Origin of the sequence: Kitasatospora sp. NPDC092948, from assembly GCF_044754805.1 — a bacterium.
Taxonomy (GTDB): Bacteria; Actinomycetota; Actinomycetes; order Streptomycetales; family Streptomycetaceae; genus Kitasatospora.
In genome coordinates, this window is the sequence record NZ_JBIVPU010000001.1 from 1,040,115 (window position 1) to 1,058,669 (window position 18,555).

Below are 18,555 nucleotides of genomic sequence, written 5' to 3' on the forward strand. Positions count from 1 at the left end.
CCACACCCTCCTGATGCATCGCCATCACCATCGCCATGTCTTTCGACGTCTTCCGATCTCAGTCCCGCTCGACCAGCACCGCGGAGCCCTGGCCGACACCCACGCACATCGTCGCCAGTCCGCGCCGGGCGCCGGTGCGGCGCATCCGGTGCAGCAGCGTGGTGAGGATCCGGGCGCCCGAGCCGCCCAGCGGGTGGCCCAGGGCGATCGCCCCGCCGGACGGGTTCACCAGCTCCGGGTCGATGCCCAACTCGCCGACGGACGCCAGCGCCTGGGCCGCGAACGCCTCGTTGAACTCGGCGGTCTCCACGTCCTGCAACTTCCAGCCGCCGCGCTCCAGCACCCGCCGGGTCGCCGGGACCGGACCGATGCCCATCACGTCCGGGTGCACACCCATCGAAGCGCCCGCCACGTACCGGCCAAGCGGCTCCAAGTCCAGCTCCGCCAGGGCTCGTTCACTGACGAGCAGCAGCGCCGCCGCGCCGTCGTTCATCGGCGAGGCATTGCCCGCGGTGACGGTGCCGCCCGCCCGGAACACCGGCTTCAGCTTGGCCAGCTTCTCCGCCGTGGTGTCGGGGCGGATCGACTCGTCGTGCTCCACCAGGACCCCGTCCGGGCGCTCCACGGCCAGCAGTTCGGCATCGAAGTGGCCCGACTCCCGGGCCTGCGCGGCCAGTCGGTGGCTGCGCAGGGCGAACGCGTCCTGTGCCTCGCGGGTGATGCGGTAGCGGGCCGCGACCTCCTCGGCGGTCTCGCCCATCGACAGCACGCCGTGCAGGTCGCGCATCCGCGGGTTGGTCAGGCGCCAGCCGAGCCGGGTGTCGAAGGTCTCCAACTTGTGCGGCAGCGCCTCGTCCGGGCGGGGCAGTACGAACGGGGCGCGGCTCATCGACTCGCAGCCGCCCGCCACCACCACGTCCGCCTCGCCGGAGCCGATCGCCCGGGCCGCCGTGGTGACGGCCTCCATCCCGGACGCACACAGCCGGTTGACGGTCGCGCCCGGCACCGAATCGGGCAGCCCGGCCAGCAGCACCGCCATCCGGGCCAGGTTGCGGTTGTCCTCGCCGGCCTGGTTGGCGGCGCCCCAGTACACGTCGTCGATCCGCGCCGGGTCCAGCCCCGGCACCTGGTCGAGCAGCCCGCGCAGTACCGCTGCCGACAGGTCGTCGGGCCGGACGGCGGACAGTGCGCCGCGCAGCCGCCCGATCGGGGTGCGGCGGGCGGCGGCGATGAAGACCGGAAGCACTTCGTCGAGCTCCTGTTCCACGATGGTTCCCGAAGAGCCGTCACCTGGTGGGCGAGCGGCTCCGGAAGGAGGCGTCGACCCCGGTAGGGGCCGGTGGGCGTCGACCCCGGAGAGGGCCGGAAAGCGTTTACCCCGTGGGGGTGGAAAGCGTTTACCCGTTGGAGGTCAGAAGGCGTTGACCCCGGTGAGCGAACGCCCGATGAGCAGCTTGTGGATCTGACTGGTGCCTTCGTAGAGCGTCATCACGCGGGCGTCGCGCAGGTACTTGCCGACCGGGTACTCGTCGATGAAGCCGTATCCGCCGAACACCTGCAGCGCATTGTTCGCGGACCGTACCGCCGCCTCGCTGGCGAACAGCTTCGCCACTGAGGACTCGGTGGCGAACGGCAGCCCGCGGTCGATCAGGTCGGCGACCCGCCAGGTCAGCATCCGGGCCGCGTCGACGTCCACCGCGATGTCGGCGAGCAGCTCCTGCACCAACTGGTGGTGGGCGATGGACTTCCCGAACTGCTCGCGCTCGCCGGCGTACCGCACCGCCGCGTCGAGCGAGGCCTGCGCGATGCCGACGCAGCCCGCCGCCACCGACATCCGGCCCTTGGCGAGCGCCGCCATCGCCACCGTGAAGCCCTTGCCCTCGTCGCCGAGCCGCGCCGAGTCCGGCACCCGGACGGCGTCGAAGTGCAGCTCGGCGGTGGCCTGGCCGCGCAGGCCCAGCTTTCCGTGGATCAGCGTGCGGGTGAACCCGGGCGTGTCGGTGGGCACCAGGAAAGCGCTTACCCCCCGGTGTCCGGGCTCACCCGTACGGGCGAACACCAGCGCCACCTCGGCCCAGGTCCCGTTGGTGATGAACATCTTCGAGCCCGAGATCAGCCAGTCCCCGCCGTCCCGCACCGCCCGAGTCGTCAGATTCGCGGCGTCCGAACCGGTACCGGGCTCGGTCAGCGCGAAACACGCCAGCGCCTCGCCCGAACACAGCCGCGGCAGCCACTGCCGCTTCTGCTCCCGCGTGCCGAACGCGTTGATCGACTTGCCGACCAGGCCCAGCGAGACCGACACCACCCCGCGCACCGAGGAGTCGCCGCGCCCGAGTTCCTCCAGGACCAGGCAGTACGCCAGGTGGTCGCCGCCGCTGCCGCCGTACTCCTCCGGCAGCGTCAGCCCGAGGAAGCCCAGAGCGCCGAGCTTCTTGACGATCCCCAGGTCGATCGACTCCGCCCGGTCCCACTCGGCGGCGAACGGCACGACCTCCCGGTCGGTGAACCCGGCCGCCAACTCCCGTGCGGCGGCCTGCTCCTCGGTCAGCTCCAGGTCCACGCGGCGACCCCTCGACAGTCCCAATAAACTAGCGGTGCAAGTTTTACGGCGACTGTAGCCCGCCCCCGCCCCGCGCGGAAGAGGCCGCCTGACACAATGGGCCGGTTCCGCCGGCCCGCGCCCCGAGGAGGCCAAGATCGCCCGACCGCGCACCCCCCTGCTCAGCCGGGACCGGATCGTCGCCGCCGCACTCGCCCTGGTCGACACCGAGGGACTGCCCGCCCTCTCCACCCGCCGCCTGGCCGCCGAACTCTCGGTCAGCGGGCCTTCCCTCTACAACCACTTCGCCACCAAGGACGAACTCCTGGACGCCGTGGTCGACAGTGTGATGGGCGAGGTCGACCTCACCATGTTCGACGCGCCGGACGACTGGCGCACCGCCCTGCGCGACTGGGCCCGCTCCTACCGCGCCGCCCTCACCGCCCACCCCCACCTCGTCCCCGTCCTCGCCCAGGGCCCCGGCCGCCGCCCCCACGCGCTGCGCCTCGCCGACGCCGTCTTCGGCTGCCTGGTCGACGCCGGCTGGCCCCGCGGCCAGGCCACCCGGATCGGCGCCCTGATGCGCTACTTCATCACCGGCTCCGCCCTCGGCTCGTTCGCCGCCGGCTTCCCCGAGGACGCCACCCTCTACACCGCCGACTACCCCCGACTCGCCGACGCCCACCGCCTCGCCGAACACCGGCGCGCCGTCGACGAGGGCGCCTTCGAAACCGGCCTCGAAGCCCTCCTCGACGGGCTCGAACTCCGCTACCAGCGGCTGGGTTGACGCTCGCAGTCCGCCCCGGGTCCGAGCCTCTCCGGACTCGGCACCCCCACGCGGCGGTGGAGCGCCGTGGCCGCCGTCGCCGCGACCTGTGCCACCGCAGCCTGCGTCGCCGCGACCTGCCGGCCGAGCGCCCGCCGAACCTGCCGCACACGCCGTCCGGCCGCGCGTGAGGGTGCGCCGCACAGGCCGTCCGGAGTCGACAGTCTGACGTTCCGCCAGGCACATGCGCCCGGCCTGTCCGCGTCTGTCCGTTTTACCTACGTTTTGCATTAGCCTCTCCGTTTCCGTACGGTTTCATCCGTTCGGAGCAATTCGGCAGGCGGACGCGCCGTGAACACGGCGCTGCGCCGTCCGGCCGACATGCGGTCACTCGAACGGTCGACCAGGGTTGGCCGGACGTGGGCGGCACCGGGTCCGCCTGCCCTGACGGTCAGGAGGACCAGGCGTATGGGTGGAACGAACAGGCGGGCGGTGATCGGCGAGTTCCTCGGGACGCTGCTGCTGGTTCTGCTGGCGGTGGGCGCCGCGGTGCTCGCGGGGGACGCGATCGGCACGGTCGGCATCGCGCTGGCCTTCGGCTTCGTGCTGCTCGCACTGGCGTACGCGCTCGGCCCGATATCCGGCTGCCACGTGAACCCGGCGGTGACACTCGGCTTCCTGCTGGCCCGCCGGATCGACGGACGCACCGCCGTGTCGTACTGGGTCGCGCAGGTGCTCGGCGGCATCGCCGGTGCGGCGCTCGTCCTGCTGCTGGCCAAGCAGGTGCCCGGGCTGGAGACCCACGGCAAGCTCGGCACCAACGGCTGGGGCGACCGCTCCCAGGTGCACATCAACGCCGGCGGGGCGTTCCTGACCGAGGTCGTCCTCACCTTCCTGCTGGTGTACGTCGTGCTGGCGGTCACCCACCGACTGGCCGCGGTCGGCTTCGACGGGCTGCCGATCGGTATCGCCCTGGCAGTCGTCCACCTGGTCGGCATCCCACTCACCGGCACCTCGGTCAACCCGGCGCGCAGCCTCGGCCCGGCGCTGTTCGCGGGCGGCGACGCACTCTCCCAGCTGTGGCTGTTCCTGCTCGCCCCGCTGGTCGGCGGCGCACTGGCGGCGGGCATCCACCTGGTGACCCACCCGCAGCCGAACCTTCCGGTGGCGGAAGCCGTGCTCACCGACGCGCGGGCGTAGCTCCCGCACGACGGCCGAGCGGCGGCCGGGGCCGTCACCACGGTCCCGGCCGCCGCTGTCAGGTGCTGCGCCGCGCCGGCGCCACCCTCGGAGAATCCCCGGTCGGGCTCGAATCCCGCGTCCGCAAAGACGATGTGATCAGGCGTCACAAACCGTTACCGGAAGGCCGGTTGACGTCCTGCGGGAGGCGGAGCACCGTTCCTTCGTGCGGAACCGCCGCGACCGATGGGGGGAATCGGGATGACGGATCACGGGCCGAGCACCGCGGGAATTCTGGCCTCCTTGGCCTTCGTGGCGCTGGGCATCGTCGCGGGCATCGCCAACGCCCGCCAGGTCGACCGAGTGCGGCGCACCTTCGCCGAAGGCCTGGCCGCCGAGGCGGTCGTGCTGGCGACCTACAAGACCGAGAGCACCAGCGGTGTGGGCGACAACCGCAGCACCACCACCACCCACCACACCATCCTCGCGTTCCGCACCCTGGACGGCCGCGAGTTCCGGCTGGACGAGCGGAACGGCCGCCGCCGCGCCGTCGGCGACCGGATCGAGGTCCGCTATCTGCCGGAGCGTCCGGACAGGGCCGTGGCCGTCGATCGCGGCCCCGGCGAGGACATCGCGGGCTGGGTGCTGTGCATACTGCTGATCGCGGGCGGGCTGGTCGGACTGGCCATCAGCCTCAGCCCCAATTCGATCGATGTGCCGAACCCGCGCACCTGGATCCACTGACCCCGCCCGCTGCCGCCCGCTGCCGCCCGCTTCCGGCCGGTTTCCGGTCGCTGCCGCCCGCTGCCGCCCGCGCCCGGCAGCGGCCGGGCCGGGCCGTCAGGCGGCAGGCACAGAGGCGCCGGCTACGGCTCCAGGCCGGCTCCGTCCGGCCCCAAGTCGCTCACTGCGCAGACGCGTTGCGCAGCGCGTGGCGCAGCGAGGCGACCGGGTCGCCCGCGTGGTACGGGCGCTCGCTCGGCTCGATGCCGTCCAGGAACTCCTGGTACCGCAGCGCGTAGTGCAGGTGCATCAGCGGGGCGGCAGGCTTCAGTGCGCGCAGCGGGTCGCTGCCCGGGACGAGGGCCTGCCAGGCGGCGGCCCAACGCTCGCGGACGGTGGCGGCGCGCTCGGGGGAGAGGAACGGGTCGGGGCGCAGGCCGTCCAGAGCGGGGTGGCTCCAGATCGCGTCGGAGAAGTCCAGGACGACGCCGCGCTCGCCGTCCCAGCGCCAGTTACCCGGGTGGCAGTCGCCGTGCACCAGCGTCAACGGCAGCGCGCAGTCGGCGAGTTCGTCGACCAGGGCGGGCAGCCGGTCGGCGAGTTCGAGGGCCTGCCGGTACTCCTCGTCGTCCAGCTCCGGCCGCAGCCGCTCCAGCAGCGCGGGGAACAGCGCCGCCAGCGCCGCGGGCGAACGGTCCGTCAACCCGTCGGGCCCGTCCGCGGCGACGGCCGCCTGGACGGCCGCCCACCGGTCGACCACGCTCAGCATGCCGTCCTCCGGCAGCCCCCAGCAGTCCACGCCCGGCAGGTCCGCCATCAGCATTCGCCGGCCGTCCGCGGCCAGCACCTGCGGCACCAGCTCCGGATCGACCTTTGCCACCCGGGCGATCACCTCGGCCTCGGCCACCGCGAACGGCGGGGTGCTCTTCAGCCAGGCCGCGTCCGCACCGGTCGGGAACCGGGACAGCGCCGACAGGTTCCAGCTGCGCACCTGCTCCACCGGGCCGGTCCGCGGACGGCCGAGGGACGCCAACTCGGCGTCCGCCCACGCCCATTCCGTGGCCAGGCCGTCCGCGGAAGCCCACGGCAGCCGCAGCGGCTGCTCGTCCAGGGCCACGGCCGGCGCCGCGGCGAGCGGCTGCGACGGGCGCTCCAGCGCCTGCGCCAGGTACACCACATCGCCGCTGCTGCCGGTCTCCCCGCCGGCCACCGACAGCATCCGCAGCAGCGCCACCGGTGCCCCGGCCGCCTCCGACGCCGCCCGCACCACCTCCCCGACCTGCGCCCAGTACGGCGAGGAAGCCGTGAAAGGCCCCACCGCGCCGAGAAGTTCACCCTGCCATGCGATGAGGACGGTCGCCGTCCGCTGTTCAGTGTTCTGCACCCGGGCATTCTCCGGACGCGGCGGCCCGCCCGCCAGCGAATTACCGCCGACGGGCGGGCCCGGGCCGGGCGGTCAGTCCGAGGCGTCCAGCATCGGCCGGGACAGCGACAGGCCGAACCGGCCCTCCTCGTCCGTCCACCAGTTGCTCAACCGCAGCCCGGCGGCGAACAGTTCACGCTCCACCCGCTCCCGGCGGAACTTCGCCGACACCTCCGTGTACAGCTCCTCGCCCTCCTCGAAGTGCACCGCGAGACCCAGCTCCGTGACCTTCACGCTCTGCGCCCGCAGCGAGCGCAGCCGCATCTCGATCCACTCCTGCTCCGGGTCCCAGAGCGCGACGTGCGCGAACAGCTCGGGGTCGAAGTCCGCGTCCAGCTCCCGGTTCAGCACGGCCAGCAGGTTCCGGTTGAACGCCGCCGTCACCCCCGCCGCGTCGTCGTACGCGGCGACCAGCACCGCCGGGTCCTTCACCAGGTCGGTGCCCAGCAACAGGGCGTCGCCCGGCAGCAGTTGGGCCCGCAGGCCGGACAGGAAAACCGCCCGCTCGGCCGGCACCAGGTTGCCCAGCGTGCCGCCGAGGAACACCACCAGCCGCGGACCGCCGCCCTCCTCCGGCAGGCCGAGGCCGGTGGTGAAGTCCGAGAGCACCGCGGAGACCTCCAGCCCCGGGTAGTCGGCCATCAGCGCCTTCCCCGCCGCCTCCAGCGCGCTCTCACTGACGTCGACCGGCACATACCGCTCCAGGGTGCCCTGCTCGCGCAGCGCGTCCAGCAGCAGCCGGGTCTTCTCCGAGGAGCCGGAGCCGAGTTCGACCAGGGTGCGGGCACCGGTCGCGGCCGCGATCTCCCCGGCCCGCGCGGTCAGGATCTCCCGCTCCGCCCGGGTCGGGTAGTACTCCGGCAGCCGGGTGATCTCCTCGAACAGCTCGGAGCCCCGGGCGTCGTAGAACCACTTCGGCGGCAGCCGTTTCGGCTCGCCGGTCAGGCCCGCGCGGGCGTCCGCGCGCAGCGCGCGGTGCAGGTGGTCGGCGGGCAGCAGGCGAGTCAGCCGGTATCCGGTCACAGTGGTGCGTCCTCTCGGGTGTGCGGCCCGATCGGGGCCAGCGGGGTCAGCGCGCTGCCGGCCGCATCGGCCACCAGCAGGGAACGATCGGGGACTTCGGACCAGCCCGGCCCGTCGTCGAACGGCTCGGAGGCCACCAGCAGCGAACCGTCCGCGTCGCGGCGCTGGAACAGCGTGTCGCCCCAGGCGGTGGCGGCCAGCTGCCGGCCGTCGGTGGCCAGCAGGTTGATCCGGGCGTCGGCCAACTCGGACGCCGCCAGGCACACTTCGGCGAGCGCCTTGCCCAACTCGACGCCCGAGCGCAGCCGGTTCAGCACCACCGCCCACAGCAGCGCCGAATCGGTGCGTGCCTCCAGCTCCAACAGCTCACCGGTCGGCAGCAGTTCGGCCAGCGGCGCGAACGCGCCCGGCCAGCCCGGCAGCGCCCCGTTGTGGCTGAACAGCCAGCGTCCGGCGGCGAACGGCGCCGCCGCCTGCGGGCCCGGCGCGCAGCCCGGGGTGGCCGACCGGACCGCGCCGAGGATGGCGTGCGAGCGCACCACCCGGGCCAGGTCCGCCAGGTCGCCGTCCGCCCAGATCGGCCCCTCCCGCCGGTAGCGGGCCGGCCGCTCGTCGCCCTCGGCGTACCAGCCCACGCCGTAGCCGTCCACGTTGACGGTGCCGTGGCGCTGCAGGCGCGGCGCCCAGGACTGCCGCAGCGGCCCGAACGGCGGATCCAGCAGCACCGAGCGGATCGCCACTGGCCTTCCCAGATAGGCGAAGTGACGACACATCAGGCCTCACCCGCGCCCTCGGCGTCCCGGGCGGTGCGGAACCCGGAGAAGATCTGCCGACGGATCGGGTAGTCCCAGTTGCGGAAGGTGCCCCGGCAGGCGACCGGCGCGACCGCGAACGAACCGCCGCGCAGCACCTTGTACTCCGGCCCGAAGAACACCTCCGAGTACTCCCGGTACGGCCACGCCCGGAACCCCGGGTAGGCGGTGAAGTCGCTGGCCGTCCACTCCCACACATCACCGATCAACTGCCGTGCCCCGTACGGCGACTCGCCCTGCGGGTAGGCGCCGACCGGGGCCGGGCGCAGGTGGCGCTGGCCCAGGTTGGCGTGCTCCGGGCCGGGCGGCTCGTCGCCCCACGGGAAGCGCCGGGAGCGGCCGGTCGCCGGGTCGTGCCGGGCCGCCTTCTCCCACTCCGCCTCGGTCGGCAGCCGCCGCCCGGCCCACCGCGCGTACGCGTCCGCCTCGTACCAACTGACGTGCAGCACCGGCTCGTTCGGCGGTACCGGCTCGACGTGCCCGAACCGGCGGCGCAGCCACTGCCCGCCCTCGGAGGTCCAGAACAGCGGTGCCGTCAGGTCGGCGGCCGTCCGGTGCTCCCAGCCGGCCGGCGTCCACCAGCGCGGCTCCCGGTAGCCGCCGTCGGCGATGAACGCCTGGTAGGCGGCGTTCGAGACCGGCGCGGTGTCCAGCCAGAACGCCGGCACGTGCACCTGGTGGGCCGGGCGCTCGTTGTCCAGCGACCACGGCTCGGTGTCGGTGCCCATGGTGAACGGCCCGGCGGGGACCAGCACTTCGGGACGCAGCGCGGCGCCGTCGGCGGCCGGCGGGGGAGGGGCGTCCAGCACCGCCGGGCCCTGGCGCAGCTGGTGGGTGATCAGCATCGTCTCGTCGTGCTGCTGCTCGTGCTGCGCGATCATCCCGAACGCGAACCCGGCGTCCAGCAGCGGCGCGCCCTCCAGCGGGGACGCCGCCAGCAGGTCCAGCACCCGGCCGCGCACCTCGTACGCGTAGGCGCGGGCCTCGTCCGGCGGCAGCAGCGGCAGGCGGGGGCGCTCGGAGCGCGGGTGCTCGAACGCGTCGTACAGCGGGTCGATCTCCGGGTGCATCGGGTCACGGCCGCCGACGTTGCGCAGCAGCCACAGCTCCTCCTGGTTGCCGATGTGCGCCAGGTCCCACACCAGCGGGGACATCAACGGCGAGTGCTGGGCGATCAGTTCGGCATCGTCCACGGCCCCCGTGAGCAGTCCGGTGCGCTCCCGGGCGGCCAGCAACTCGGTGGCGATCAGCTCGCGCAGCACGGCGGGGTCGGTACGGTCGGCGTTCAGCACGAGGAGTCCTCCTGCAGCACGGGCGCGGCGCCGGTGCGCAGCGCGGCCAACTGGTCGTCGGCGGGGCAGCGGCCCCTGGCCGGGTAGCGTTCGGCGAACTCCAGCAACGCCGGCCGCAGTTGGCCGTCGCGGCGGGCGAGCGCCCGCTCGGCGGCGGAGAAGCAGGTCAGTGCGGCCCGGCGCAGCTCCGCGTCGGCCATGCCGAGCGCGGCGGCGCGCCGCCACAGGCCCGAGCGGGGCGCGCGCGAACCGGCGTGGCCGAGACGCTCCAGCGCGGCCCGGGCCTCGTCGGCGGCCACCAGGTCGTCCATCAGTGCGGAGACCAGCGCCAGCGGCACCCGCCAGCCCTCGCCGGGCTGGGCGTCGATCATCCGCAGCTCCAGGTGGCCGCGCGGACGCACCGGCGGGAACAGCGTGGTGCGGTGGTAGTCCAGGTCGGCCAGTGCCACGCCGCGCTCGCCGCCGCCGCGCAGCCAGCTGCGGAAGGTCAGCCCGGCCGGGGCGTCCCACGGCAGGCCGTCGGTGCGTTGCACGCACAGCACGGTCGCGTCGAGCACGTACCGGGTCCACGCCTCGCGCGGATCGGTCAGCAGCGGCGGGGCGAGGGTGCGCGAGGGGTCCATCCGCGACCAGACCAGCTGACGGGTCGACTTCCAGCCCGTCGGACGGCCGTCCAGCAGCGGGGAGTTGGCGAACGCGCCGACCAGCACCGGCCCGAGTCGGTGGGCCAGCTGCCAGCGCTCCAGTAAGGTCCGTTCGGTTCCCGCGTCCACGCAGACCTGCACCGAGGCGGTGCCCGTCATCATGATCCGGCCCCATGGGCCGCCGCGGCCGAAGTAACGTTCCATCGCCCGGTAGCGCGGGTGGGTGGCCTGCATTCGGCGCTCGCGATCCAGCGGATCGGTGCCGGTGCCCGTCAACCGCAGGCCCTCGGCGGCCAGCGCCGCCCGCAGCACCGCCTGGTCGGCGCTCAGACCCGCCGCGCAGGCGGCCGGGTCGGGGGCGGGCGGGGAGCTCAGCTCGACCTGCCCGCCAGGTTCGTACGTCAGCCGCGAGCCCGCCGGGAACACCGGGCCGTCGGCCGACTCGGGCAGCACCGCCAACGCGGCCGCCACCCGGGCGGGATCCACCGGGGTGGTCGGACATCGGCCGTCATGGACGAACCATTCCGCCTCCACCCCGACCAGCGCGGGAGGACCGATCTTGAAACAGATGGCGCCCAGGTGTCGTTCGGCCGACGCCTCGGTCAACTCCATCGGTGGTGTAACGCTCTGTGTCGAACCGGCCGGTCGATCGGCCTGTGGTGGGCGTACAGATGTCACCGGACTCACCATCCCTCGGTACGTGACTAGGGCCCGGTTGTTCCTGCTCAGTCTGCCCCGGAGCAAACATTGACGCTGCCCGGTCCACAGTTGTGCAGGTCAAGTGGGTGAGAGCGGTTCGGGGACGATCCGGCGGCAGGGCGAAATCCGGCCGCAGGCGGCCGGAACCGGCCGTGCCGAAGCCGAAACCGATCGCCAGTTCGACTTGACACTGAGTGATCAACTCTCCTTGGCTGTCCGGTGCCGAACCGCCCGGCCGAGCGGGAGCGACACCCCGCCCGCCGGGCCGGGCCCGGCGGCGCCGCCGGCCGGCGGGAGCCGAGACCTTGGGCGTGCGGTCGTCCCGGGCGTCGTGGCGCACCCGGGAACAGGGCCGCAGGCGCGCAGCGCCGTCGTCGGCCCCCTGCTGCGGGCGGGCCGGGCTCAGGCGCTGAGGCGGCGCTCCAGCGGGGTGCGGAAACGCGGGGTGACGCGGGCGTCGGCGAGGACGGTGCGGAGGGCGGCGGCTTCGGCGGTGACCGCCTCGCGGGCCTCGTGGCCGGGGTCCGCGAGGAGGTCGAAGACGACCTCGCCGTCCGCACGTTGGGCCCAGCCGCCGATGATGCGGCCGTGCCACCACACGGTCGGGCCGAGGTTTCCGGAGCGGTCGATCAGGTGCGGGCGGTGCTCGGGGGAGAGGTACCAGTCGCGGTGTTTCATGCTCATCGCGGTCGGGTCCAGAGCCGGAAGCAGCGCTGCCCACGGGGCCGGCTCCGCGACCGGTTCGACATCGTCGGGGAGGACGAACCCGACTGCACCGTCGGTGAGTTCGACCTCCACGGCGCCGCAGCCGGCCAGCGCCGCGCGCACCTCGCGGACGCCCCAGCCGGTCCACCACGTCAGGTCGTCCTCGGTCGCCGGTCCGTAGCAGGAAAGCCAGCGCCGAGCCAACTCCCGCTGTGCGGAGGCTCGTTCGGCGGCGGAGGGGGTCTCGGGGGCCGCCGGACCGAGTGCCCAGCGGTGCTGGCTGCTGGTCCAACTGCCCACCGGGCGACGGCGGACGATGCCGCCCTCCATCCCGAGCAGTCGCAGCAGGCGCATCCCGACCGGCTGCTCGGCCTGGTAGGAGGTGCCCACCCCGTAGTCGATCGTCTCCCGCAACTGCGGCACGGCGGCGCTGAGTTGGGCTCCGGTCAGTTCGGCGGACGGGTCGGCGAGGGCCGCCCGGACGGCGGACTCCACCTGCGCGGTCCAGGCGGCGTCGCGGCCGGACGCGGCGAAGTCCTTGAGCAGGCGGGCGCGTTCGCGGGCCACCACCTTGGCGGTGGTGGAGGTGTACAGGGTCGGTACGAGCGCCACCGGGACCGCGAACAGCGTGCTGCGCATGGCGTGTTGACGTACCACGGTGCGGTCCTGGTAGAGCGCGCGTTCGGTGTCGGCGATGCCGGGTGCGGCGAGTCGGGCCGAGACGGCGAGGAAGACCGTGGCGGGATCGCTGGCGTGCACGGCGACCAGGTCGTCCACCACCTGCTCGGCCCGCTCCGCCCGGGCCGGCGGGGCGAGGCGGTGCCGCCGGGCCAGCCGGGCGCGGCGCTGGTCGTCGTCGAACTGCGGTCGGGTGGGCACGCGTTCCTCCTCGGGCTCCGGCGGCTCCAGGCCGCCCCAGCCTGCCACGCCGCACCACCAGCAACCCGCGGAACCCGCGGAACCCGTGGAGCCGGCACCACCCGCAACCCGCGGAACGCGGCCTCCGCGTCCCGAAATAGGCCCGCAGTGGACCCGCAATAGGCCCGCAGCGCCGACGCCGGAGACCTTCGCAGCCCGCGCCGCGCAACCCCCGTGGCCGGCCACCCCCGCACCACCGGAAACACGCGCCCCCATCCGCTCGGCGCCCCCGTCGCGTGAAAGTTTCACCCGGGTGACCGGCCCGCTCCCGGGGTATGGCTGGAAGGGTGTCGCGGCGGCCTGTACGGCGGTGAACTGGGCGGCCGGGCGCGGACGTTCCACTCCCGTGACGGGAGCGCTCCCACGGTTTCTGTGCAAGTCCTTGACGACACTTGGAGGCCATGGCTTCATATCGGTTGTTCCCAGGCCGAGCCCAAGCCTCCCCGGGTCCAACCTTGGGAGCGCTCCCATTCATTGGGGGTGTTCCCGCAGAGTCCGTCCCCCACCCGAAAGGACTCCCGTCACTGTGTCGGCCAACCTGACGCGCCGTCTTCGGACGGCGGCAGCGGCAGCGGTGCTCAGCGCCGCGACCGTGCTGCCGATTGCCGCGGCGACCCCCGCCGCCCATGCCGCGACGACTGCCCGCGTGGACAACCCGTTCGTCGGCGCCGGTGTCTACGTGAACCCCGAGTGGTCCGCCCACGCCGCCGCCGAAACCGGCGGTTCGGCGGTCTCCAAGCAGCCCACCGCCGTCTGGATGGACCGCATCGCGGCCATCGCCGGCGGCAACGGAGTGATGGGCCTGCGCGACCACCTGAACTCCGCGGTGCAGCAGGCCGCGGGCAAGCCGTTCGTGTTCCAGGTCGTGATCTACGACCTGCCGGGCCGCGACTGCGCCGCCCTGGCCTCGAACGGCGAGCTCGGCCCCACCGACCTGCCGCGCTACAAGAGCGAGTTCATCGACCCGATCGCCGCGATCCTGGCCGACCCGGCCTACGCGAACCTGCGGATCGTCACCACCGTCGAGATCGACTCGCTGCCGAACCTGGTGACCAACGCGGGCGGTACCGCCACCGCCACCCCCGCCTGCGACACCATGAAGTCGAACGGCAACTACGTGAACGGCGTGGGCTACGCGCTGGCCAAGCTCGGCGCGATCCCGAACGTCTACAACTACGTGGACGCCGGCCACCACGGCTGGCTGGGCTGGGACTCCAACCTCCAGCCGGCCATCGACGTCATCAAGCAGGCCGCCACCGCGTCCGGCTCGACCGTCAACAACGTCCAGGGCTTCATCACCAACACCGCCAACTACTCGGCGCTGCACGAGCCGAACTTCACCATCGGCGACTCGGTGAACGGCACCTCGGTGCGCCAGTCGAAGTGGGTGGACTGGAACAACTACGTCGACGAGGCGACCTACGCCAAGGCGTTCAAGACCAAGGCCGTCGCGTCCGGCTTCAACGCCAACATCGGCATGCTGATCGACACCTCGCGCAACGGCTGGGGCGGCGCCAACCGGCCGGCCGGACCGGGCCCGAAGACCTCGGTGGACGCCTACATCGACGGCGGCCGGATCGACCGCCGCTTCCAGGCCGGCAACTGGTGCAACCAGTCCGGTGCGGGCCTCGGCGAACGTCCCAAGGCCGCGCCCGAGGACGGCATCGCCGCGTACGTGTGGGTGAAGCCCCCGGGCGAGTCGGACGGCGCGAGCTCGGCCATCTCGAACGACGAGGGCAAGGGCTTCGACCGGATGTGCGACCCGACGTACACCGGCAACCCGCGCAACAACAACAACATGTCGGGCGCGCTGCCCAACGCCCCGCTGGCCGGCCACTGGTTCTCCGCCCAGTTCCAGGAGCTGCTGAAGAACGCCTACCCGGCGCTCGGCTCGTCCGGCGGCAGTGACACCACCCCGCCGAGCACCCCCACCGGCCTCGCCGGGACGGCCACCGCCAGCAGCGTCGCGCTGACCTGGACCGCCTCCACCGACAACGTCGGCGTCACCGGCTACGACGTGTACCGCGGCGGCGCCCTGGTCGGCTCCACCGCCACCACCTCGTACACCGACACCGGCCTCGCCGCCTCGACCGCGTACTCGTACACCGTCAAGGCGCGCGACGCGGCGGGCAACGTCTCCCCGGCCTCCGCGGCGCTGGTGGTCACCACCCAGGCGTCCGGCGGCGGCGGCACCGGCTCCGGCTGCACCGCCGCCTACAAGGTCAGCAACGACTGGGGCGCCGGCTTCAACGCCGACGTCACCGTCACCGCCGGCAGCTCGGCGATCTCGACCTGGAAGGTCACCTGGAACTTCGGGGGCAACCAGCAGATCACCAACCTGTGGAACGGCCAGCTCGCCCAGTCCGGCCAGGCCGTGACCGTCACCAACCTGGCCTACAACGGAACGGTCGCCGCCGGCGCCAGCACCAGCTTCGGCTTCGGCGCCAACTACTCCGGCACCAACGCCCTGCCCACCCTGACCTGCACCGCCACCAGCTGACGGCGCACTCCGCAACCCGGCCGCCGTCCGCCCGCGCACCCCGCGGGCGGACGGCGGCCGCCTTGCTGCGCCCGGAGGCCGACGAAGCCGCGCGGCCGGCGGCGACCGATACGGCCGGTCGGACGAGGGAGCTTGCCGAGCGGATCGGAAGTGTAGGAAGATCTTTATGTCCTGTTGCCATTTTTCGATCGATTGCCCGCCGGAAGGGGTGCCGTCATGGCGCGTCCGAACTGGGTGCCCGCAGGGACCGACCTCGACAAGCCGAACGCCGCGCGGGTGTACGACTACTACCTCGGGGGTTCGCACAACTTCGAGGTCGACCGGCAGATGGCTCGCAAGGCGATGGAGCTCTGGCCCGACCTGCCGAAGATCATGCGGGCCAACCGCGCGTTCCTGCGCCGCGCCACCCAGTACGTGGCCGCCGACGGCATCAGCCGCTTCCTCGACATCGGCTCCGGCATCCCCACCTTCGGAGCCGTCCACGAAGTCGCCCGCGAGTACCAGCCCGACGCCCGCGTGGTCTACATCGACATGGACCCGGTCGCCGTCGCCCACAGCCGGCTGATCCTCGCCGACGACGAACTGTGCCAGGTCGTCGACGCCGACCTGCGCAACATCGACGACCTGCTCTCCCGCCCCGAGGTCGAGGAGCTGCTCGCCCCCGGCGAGCCCGTCGCCGTCATCCTCAACGCCGTGATGCACTTCGTCACCGACGACGACCAGCCCGAGAAGATCCTCGCCAAGCTCCGCGAAGCCCTGCCCAGCGGCAGCGCCCTGGTCCTCTCGCACGCCTCCCTCGAAGGCCGCCCCGACCAGGCCGGCTCCCACCAGGACCTCTACCGGGCCACCCCCACCCCGCTCACCATGCGCAGCCGGGAACGGATCACCTCCTTCTTCGAAGGCTTCGACCTCGTCGAACCCGGCGTGGTCTACCTGCCCGAGTGGCGCCCCGACGACGCCGACGCGGTCGACCCGCACCCCGAGCGGATGACCGGGATGGCCGGCGTCGGACGCCTGTCATGAACGAGGCGGCCGCCCCGGACAACGGGTTCCGCACCGCCTGGGCGGCCATGCTGCGCACCGGACACGGCGCGGCGGTGCGCCCCGGCGTCCTCAACCCGTTGATCGCGCGGACCGCCGAACTGCTCCACCGCGCCGCCACGGAGCACCCGTTCCGCCCGCAGCTCGCCGGGCAGGTCGGCGCCCTGCTGATCGACAACCACTTCACCGACCCCCAACTGCTGTCGGACGCCGTCCAGTTGATCCAGAGCCGACCCGTCCCCGACGGGCGCGGCCCGGCACTGTCCGGCGCGTTCGCGGCCGGCTGGGCGGCGGCGCTGCGCGAACGCACCCTGCGCGAGCAGGAGGCGATCCGGCTGGCCGCCGACGCCGCCCGCCAGGAGATCGAGCGGGCGCTGCGGGTCTCCGAGGCCCGCTTCCGCGCCCTGTTCGAATCCGCCGCGATCGGCATCGGCCTCGGCGACACCGACGGCAACATCCTGGCCGTCAACCGGGCCCTCGGCGAGATCTTCGGCGGCGGCCCCGAGGACATGCAGGGCGTCCGGGTCAACGACCTGATGCACCCCGAGGACACCCCCGGCGTGTGGGAGGCCTACGAGGAGCTGATCAGCGGCAAACGCGAGTACTTCCAGTTCGACAAGCCGTACTACCGGCGCGACGGCGAAGTGGTCTGGACCCACCTGACGGTCTCGCTGATCCGCGACGACGACGGCTCGCCGCTGTACCAGGTGGCGATGCTGGAGGACGTCACCGACCGCTACCGGCTCCAGGAACGGCTGCGCCACCAGGCCACCCACGACCCGCTGACCGGCCTGCCCAACCGGGCCGCGTTCTTCGAACGGCTGGAGCGGCTGTTCGAGTCGCCGGAGCCCGACGCCCGGTTCGGCCTGTGCTACGTCGACCTGGACGGCTTCAAGGTCGTCAACGACAGCCTCGGCCACGACATGGGCGACCAGCTGCTGACCGTGGTCGCCGGCCGGCTGAAGTCCGCGCTCAGCCCGCTCGGGCACATGGTGGCCCGGCTCGGCGGCGACGAGTTCGTGGTGCTGCTGGAGAACTGCCGCGGCGAACAGGAGGCCGTCGCCGCCGCCAAGACCGTGCTCGCCGCGCTCACCAAGCCCGTGGTGATCGGCGACCACCGGCTCGCCGTCGGCGCCAGCGTCGGCGTGCTCGAACGCCGGATCTCCAGCACCACGCCCGGCGCGGCCGTCCGCGCCGCCGACCTGACGCTGTACCGTGCCAAGGAGGCCGGGCGCGGCCGGTGGACGCTGTTCGACCCGAAGGAGAACGCGCGCGCCGTCAGCCGCTACGCGGTGTCGGTGCGGATGCCCGCCGCGCTGGACCGCGGCGAGTTCTTCATCGACTACCAGCCGATGATCGACCTCGCCACCGGCGTGATGACCGGCGTCGAGGCGCTGGTGCGCTGGCGCGACCCGCAGCTGGGCGTGCTCAGCCCCCAGGAGTTCGTCGGCGTCGCCGAGGAGACCGGGCTGATCATGCCGCTCGGCCGCTGGGTGCTGGAACAGGCCTGCGGGCAGGCCGCCGAGTGGGTTGCCCGGTTCGGCGACCGCGCGCCCAAGCTTAGCGTCAACCTGGCGGTCCGGCAGGCCCGCAACGCCGGACTGGTCGGCGACATCGACCGGATCCTGCGCACCACCGGGCTCGACCCGTCCATGCTGCAGCTGGAGATCACCGAATCGACGGTGGTCGGCCCCGAGGACGAGGCCCTCAAGGCGCTGCACGCCCTGGTCGACATGGGCGTCTCGCTGGCCGTCGACGACTTCGGCACCGGCTGGTCGAACCTGGCCTACCTGCGCGACCTGCCGGTGTCCAACCTGAAGATCGCCGGTTCCTTCGTCGGCGACCTGCACGACCCCGCCAAGGACACCCACCTGGGCTGGCGGATCGTCAGCGGCCTGGTCTCGCTCGCCCACACCCTCGGCCTGTCCGTCACCGCCGAGGGCGTGGAGAGCCGCGCCGACGCCGAACGCCTGCGGCTGATGGGCTGCGACCTCGCCCAGGGCTGGCACTTCGGACGGCCGGTGCGGCCCGCCGAGATCGCCCGCCGGATCGCCGAGGGCGACCCGGAACGCGCCGCCGAGCTCCTCCCCGAGACCGGCCCCGGCGGCATCGACCGCCGCCGCCCGGCAGGCCGACTCCCGGCTCCCGGGCCCGAACTCGCCGGCGAGCCGGACCTCGCCCCGCGGGCCGACGGCGAGCTCTGACGCCCGGCTCCCCCTCCCGCCACGGTCCGAGCCCCTCGCCGGGTGCTTCCGTTCGGCCCACCCGTCCCCGGCTACCCGCCGGTACCC

The 18,555-nt window shown here is 73.2% G+C and carries 14 protein-coding genes; 6 read left to right on the plus strand and 8 right to left on the minus strand.

Annotated elements, in window-relative coordinates:
- Nucleotides 1-58: 58 nt before the first annotated feature.
- Complete coding sequence (locus ACIQF6_RS04265; protein WP_400890121.1) at nt 59-1,246, minus strand: thiolase family protein; 1,188 nt, start codon at nt 1,244-1,246, stop codon at nt 59-61.
- Nucleotides 1,247-1,411: 165 nt separating this feature from the next.
- Nucleotides 1,412-2,560 (minus strand): acyl-CoA dehydrogenase family protein, encoded by a 1,149-nt coding sequence (locus ACIQF6_RS04270; protein ID WP_400889898.1) that lies wholly within the window; start codon nt 2,558-2,560, stop codon nt 1,412-1,414.
- A 136-nt stretch (nt 2,561-2,696) separates the two neighbouring features.
- Here ACIQF6_RS04270 and ACIQF6_RS04275 point away from each other — a divergent pair, with 136 nt between their 5' ends.
- The 3 genes from ACIQF6_RS04275 (at nt 2,697) to ACIQF6_RS04285 (ending at nt 5,228) form a co-directional block, all read left to right on the plus strand.
- Entirely contained in the window at nt 2,697-3,326 is a 630-nt protein-coding gene (locus tag ACIQF6_RS04275; RefSeq protein WP_400890123.1) for a TetR/AcrR family transcriptional regulator, read from the plus strand.
- Nucleotides 3,327-3,773: 447 nt separating this feature from the next.
- Complete coding sequence (locus ACIQF6_RS04280) at nt 3,774-4,505, plus strand: MIP family channel protein (protein WP_400889900.1); 732 nt, start codon at nt 3,774-3,776, stop codon at nt 4,503-4,505.
- Nucleotides 4,506-4,745: 240 nt separating this feature from the next.
- A complete protein-coding gene (locus ACIQF6_RS04285; protein WP_400889902.1) occupies nt 4,746-5,228 on the plus strand; it encodes a DUF3592 domain-containing protein in 483 nt (160 codons plus the stop codon).
- A 160-nt stretch (nt 5,229-5,388) separates the two neighbouring features.
- Here the strand turns inward: ACIQF6_RS04285 and ACIQF6_RS04290 are convergent, their stop codons facing one another.
- The 6 genes from ACIQF6_RS04290 to ACIQF6_RS04315 all read right to left on the minus strand — a co-directional run bounded on the left by ACIQF6_RS04290 (nt 5,389) and on the right by ACIQF6_RS04315 (nt 12,684).
- On the minus strand, nt 5,389-6,591 hold the full coding sequence (locus ACIQF6_RS04290; RefSeq protein WP_400889904.1) for an aminoglycoside phosphotransferase family protein: 1,203 nt from the start codon (nt 6,589-6,591) through the stop codon (nt 5,389-5,391).
- A gap of 72 nt (nt 6,592-6,663) precedes the next feature.
- Complete coding sequence (gene egtD, locus ACIQF6_RS04295) at nt 6,664-7,653, minus strand: L-histidine N(alpha)-methyltransferase (RefSeq protein WP_400889906.1); 990 nt, start codon at nt 7,651-7,653, stop codon at nt 6,664-6,666.
- Nucleotides 7,650-8,426, minus strand: a complete 777-nt coding sequence (egtC, locus tag ACIQF6_RS04300; RefSeq protein WP_400889908.1) for an ergothioneine biosynthesis protein EgtC — start codon at nt 8,424-8,426, stop codon at nt 7,650-7,652. Before egtC ends, egtD begins: the two co-directional genes overlap by 4 nt.
- A complete protein-coding gene (egtB, locus tag ACIQF6_RS04305) occupies nt 8,426-9,757 on the minus strand; it encodes an ergothioneine biosynthesis protein EgtB (RefSeq protein WP_400889910.1) in 1,332 nt (443 codons plus the stop codon). The genes egtC and egtB overlap by 1 nt, the downstream gene beginning before the upstream one ends.
- A complete protein-coding gene (egtA, locus tag ACIQF6_RS04310) occupies nt 9,751-11,013 on the minus strand; it encodes an ergothioneine biosynthesis glutamate--cysteine ligase EgtA (protein ID WP_400889912.1) in 1,263 nt (420 codons plus the stop codon). Before egtA ends, egtB begins: the two co-directional genes overlap by 7 nt.
- Nucleotides 11,014-11,502: 489 nt before the next feature.
- The gene (locus tag ACIQF6_RS04315; protein ID WP_400889915.1) at nt 11,503-12,684 is read right to left on the minus strand and encodes a winged helix DNA-binding domain-containing protein; all 1,182 of its coding nucleotides are present in this window, start codon (nt 12,682-12,684) and stop codon (nt 11,503-11,505) included.
- A gap of 613 nt (nt 12,685-13,297) precedes the next feature.
- Here ACIQF6_RS04315 and ACIQF6_RS04320 point away from each other — a divergent pair.
- From ACIQF6_RS04320 to ACIQF6_RS04330, 3 genes are all read left to right on the plus strand, one after another.
- On the plus strand, nt 13,298-15,223 hold the full coding sequence (locus ACIQF6_RS04320; protein ID WP_400890125.1) for a glycoside hydrolase family 6 protein: 1,926 nt from the start codon (nt 13,298-13,300) through the stop codon (nt 15,221-15,223).
- A 216-nt stretch (nt 15,224-15,439) separates the two neighbouring features.
- Nucleotides 15,440-16,246, plus strand: coding sequence for an SAM-dependent methyltransferase (locus tag ACIQF6_RS04325; protein WP_400889917.1), 807 nt, complete (start codon nt 15,440-15,442; stop codon nt 16,244-16,246).
- Nucleotides 16,243-18,468 (plus strand): putative bifunctional diguanylate cyclase/phosphodiesterase, encoded by a 2,226-nt coding sequence (locus ACIQF6_RS04330; RefSeq protein WP_400889919.1) that lies wholly within the window; start codon nt 16,243-16,245, stop codon nt 18,466-18,468. Before ACIQF6_RS04325 ends, ACIQF6_RS04330 begins: the two co-directional genes overlap by 4 nt.
- The last annotated feature ends 87 nt before the right edge of the window (nt 18,469-18,555 follow it).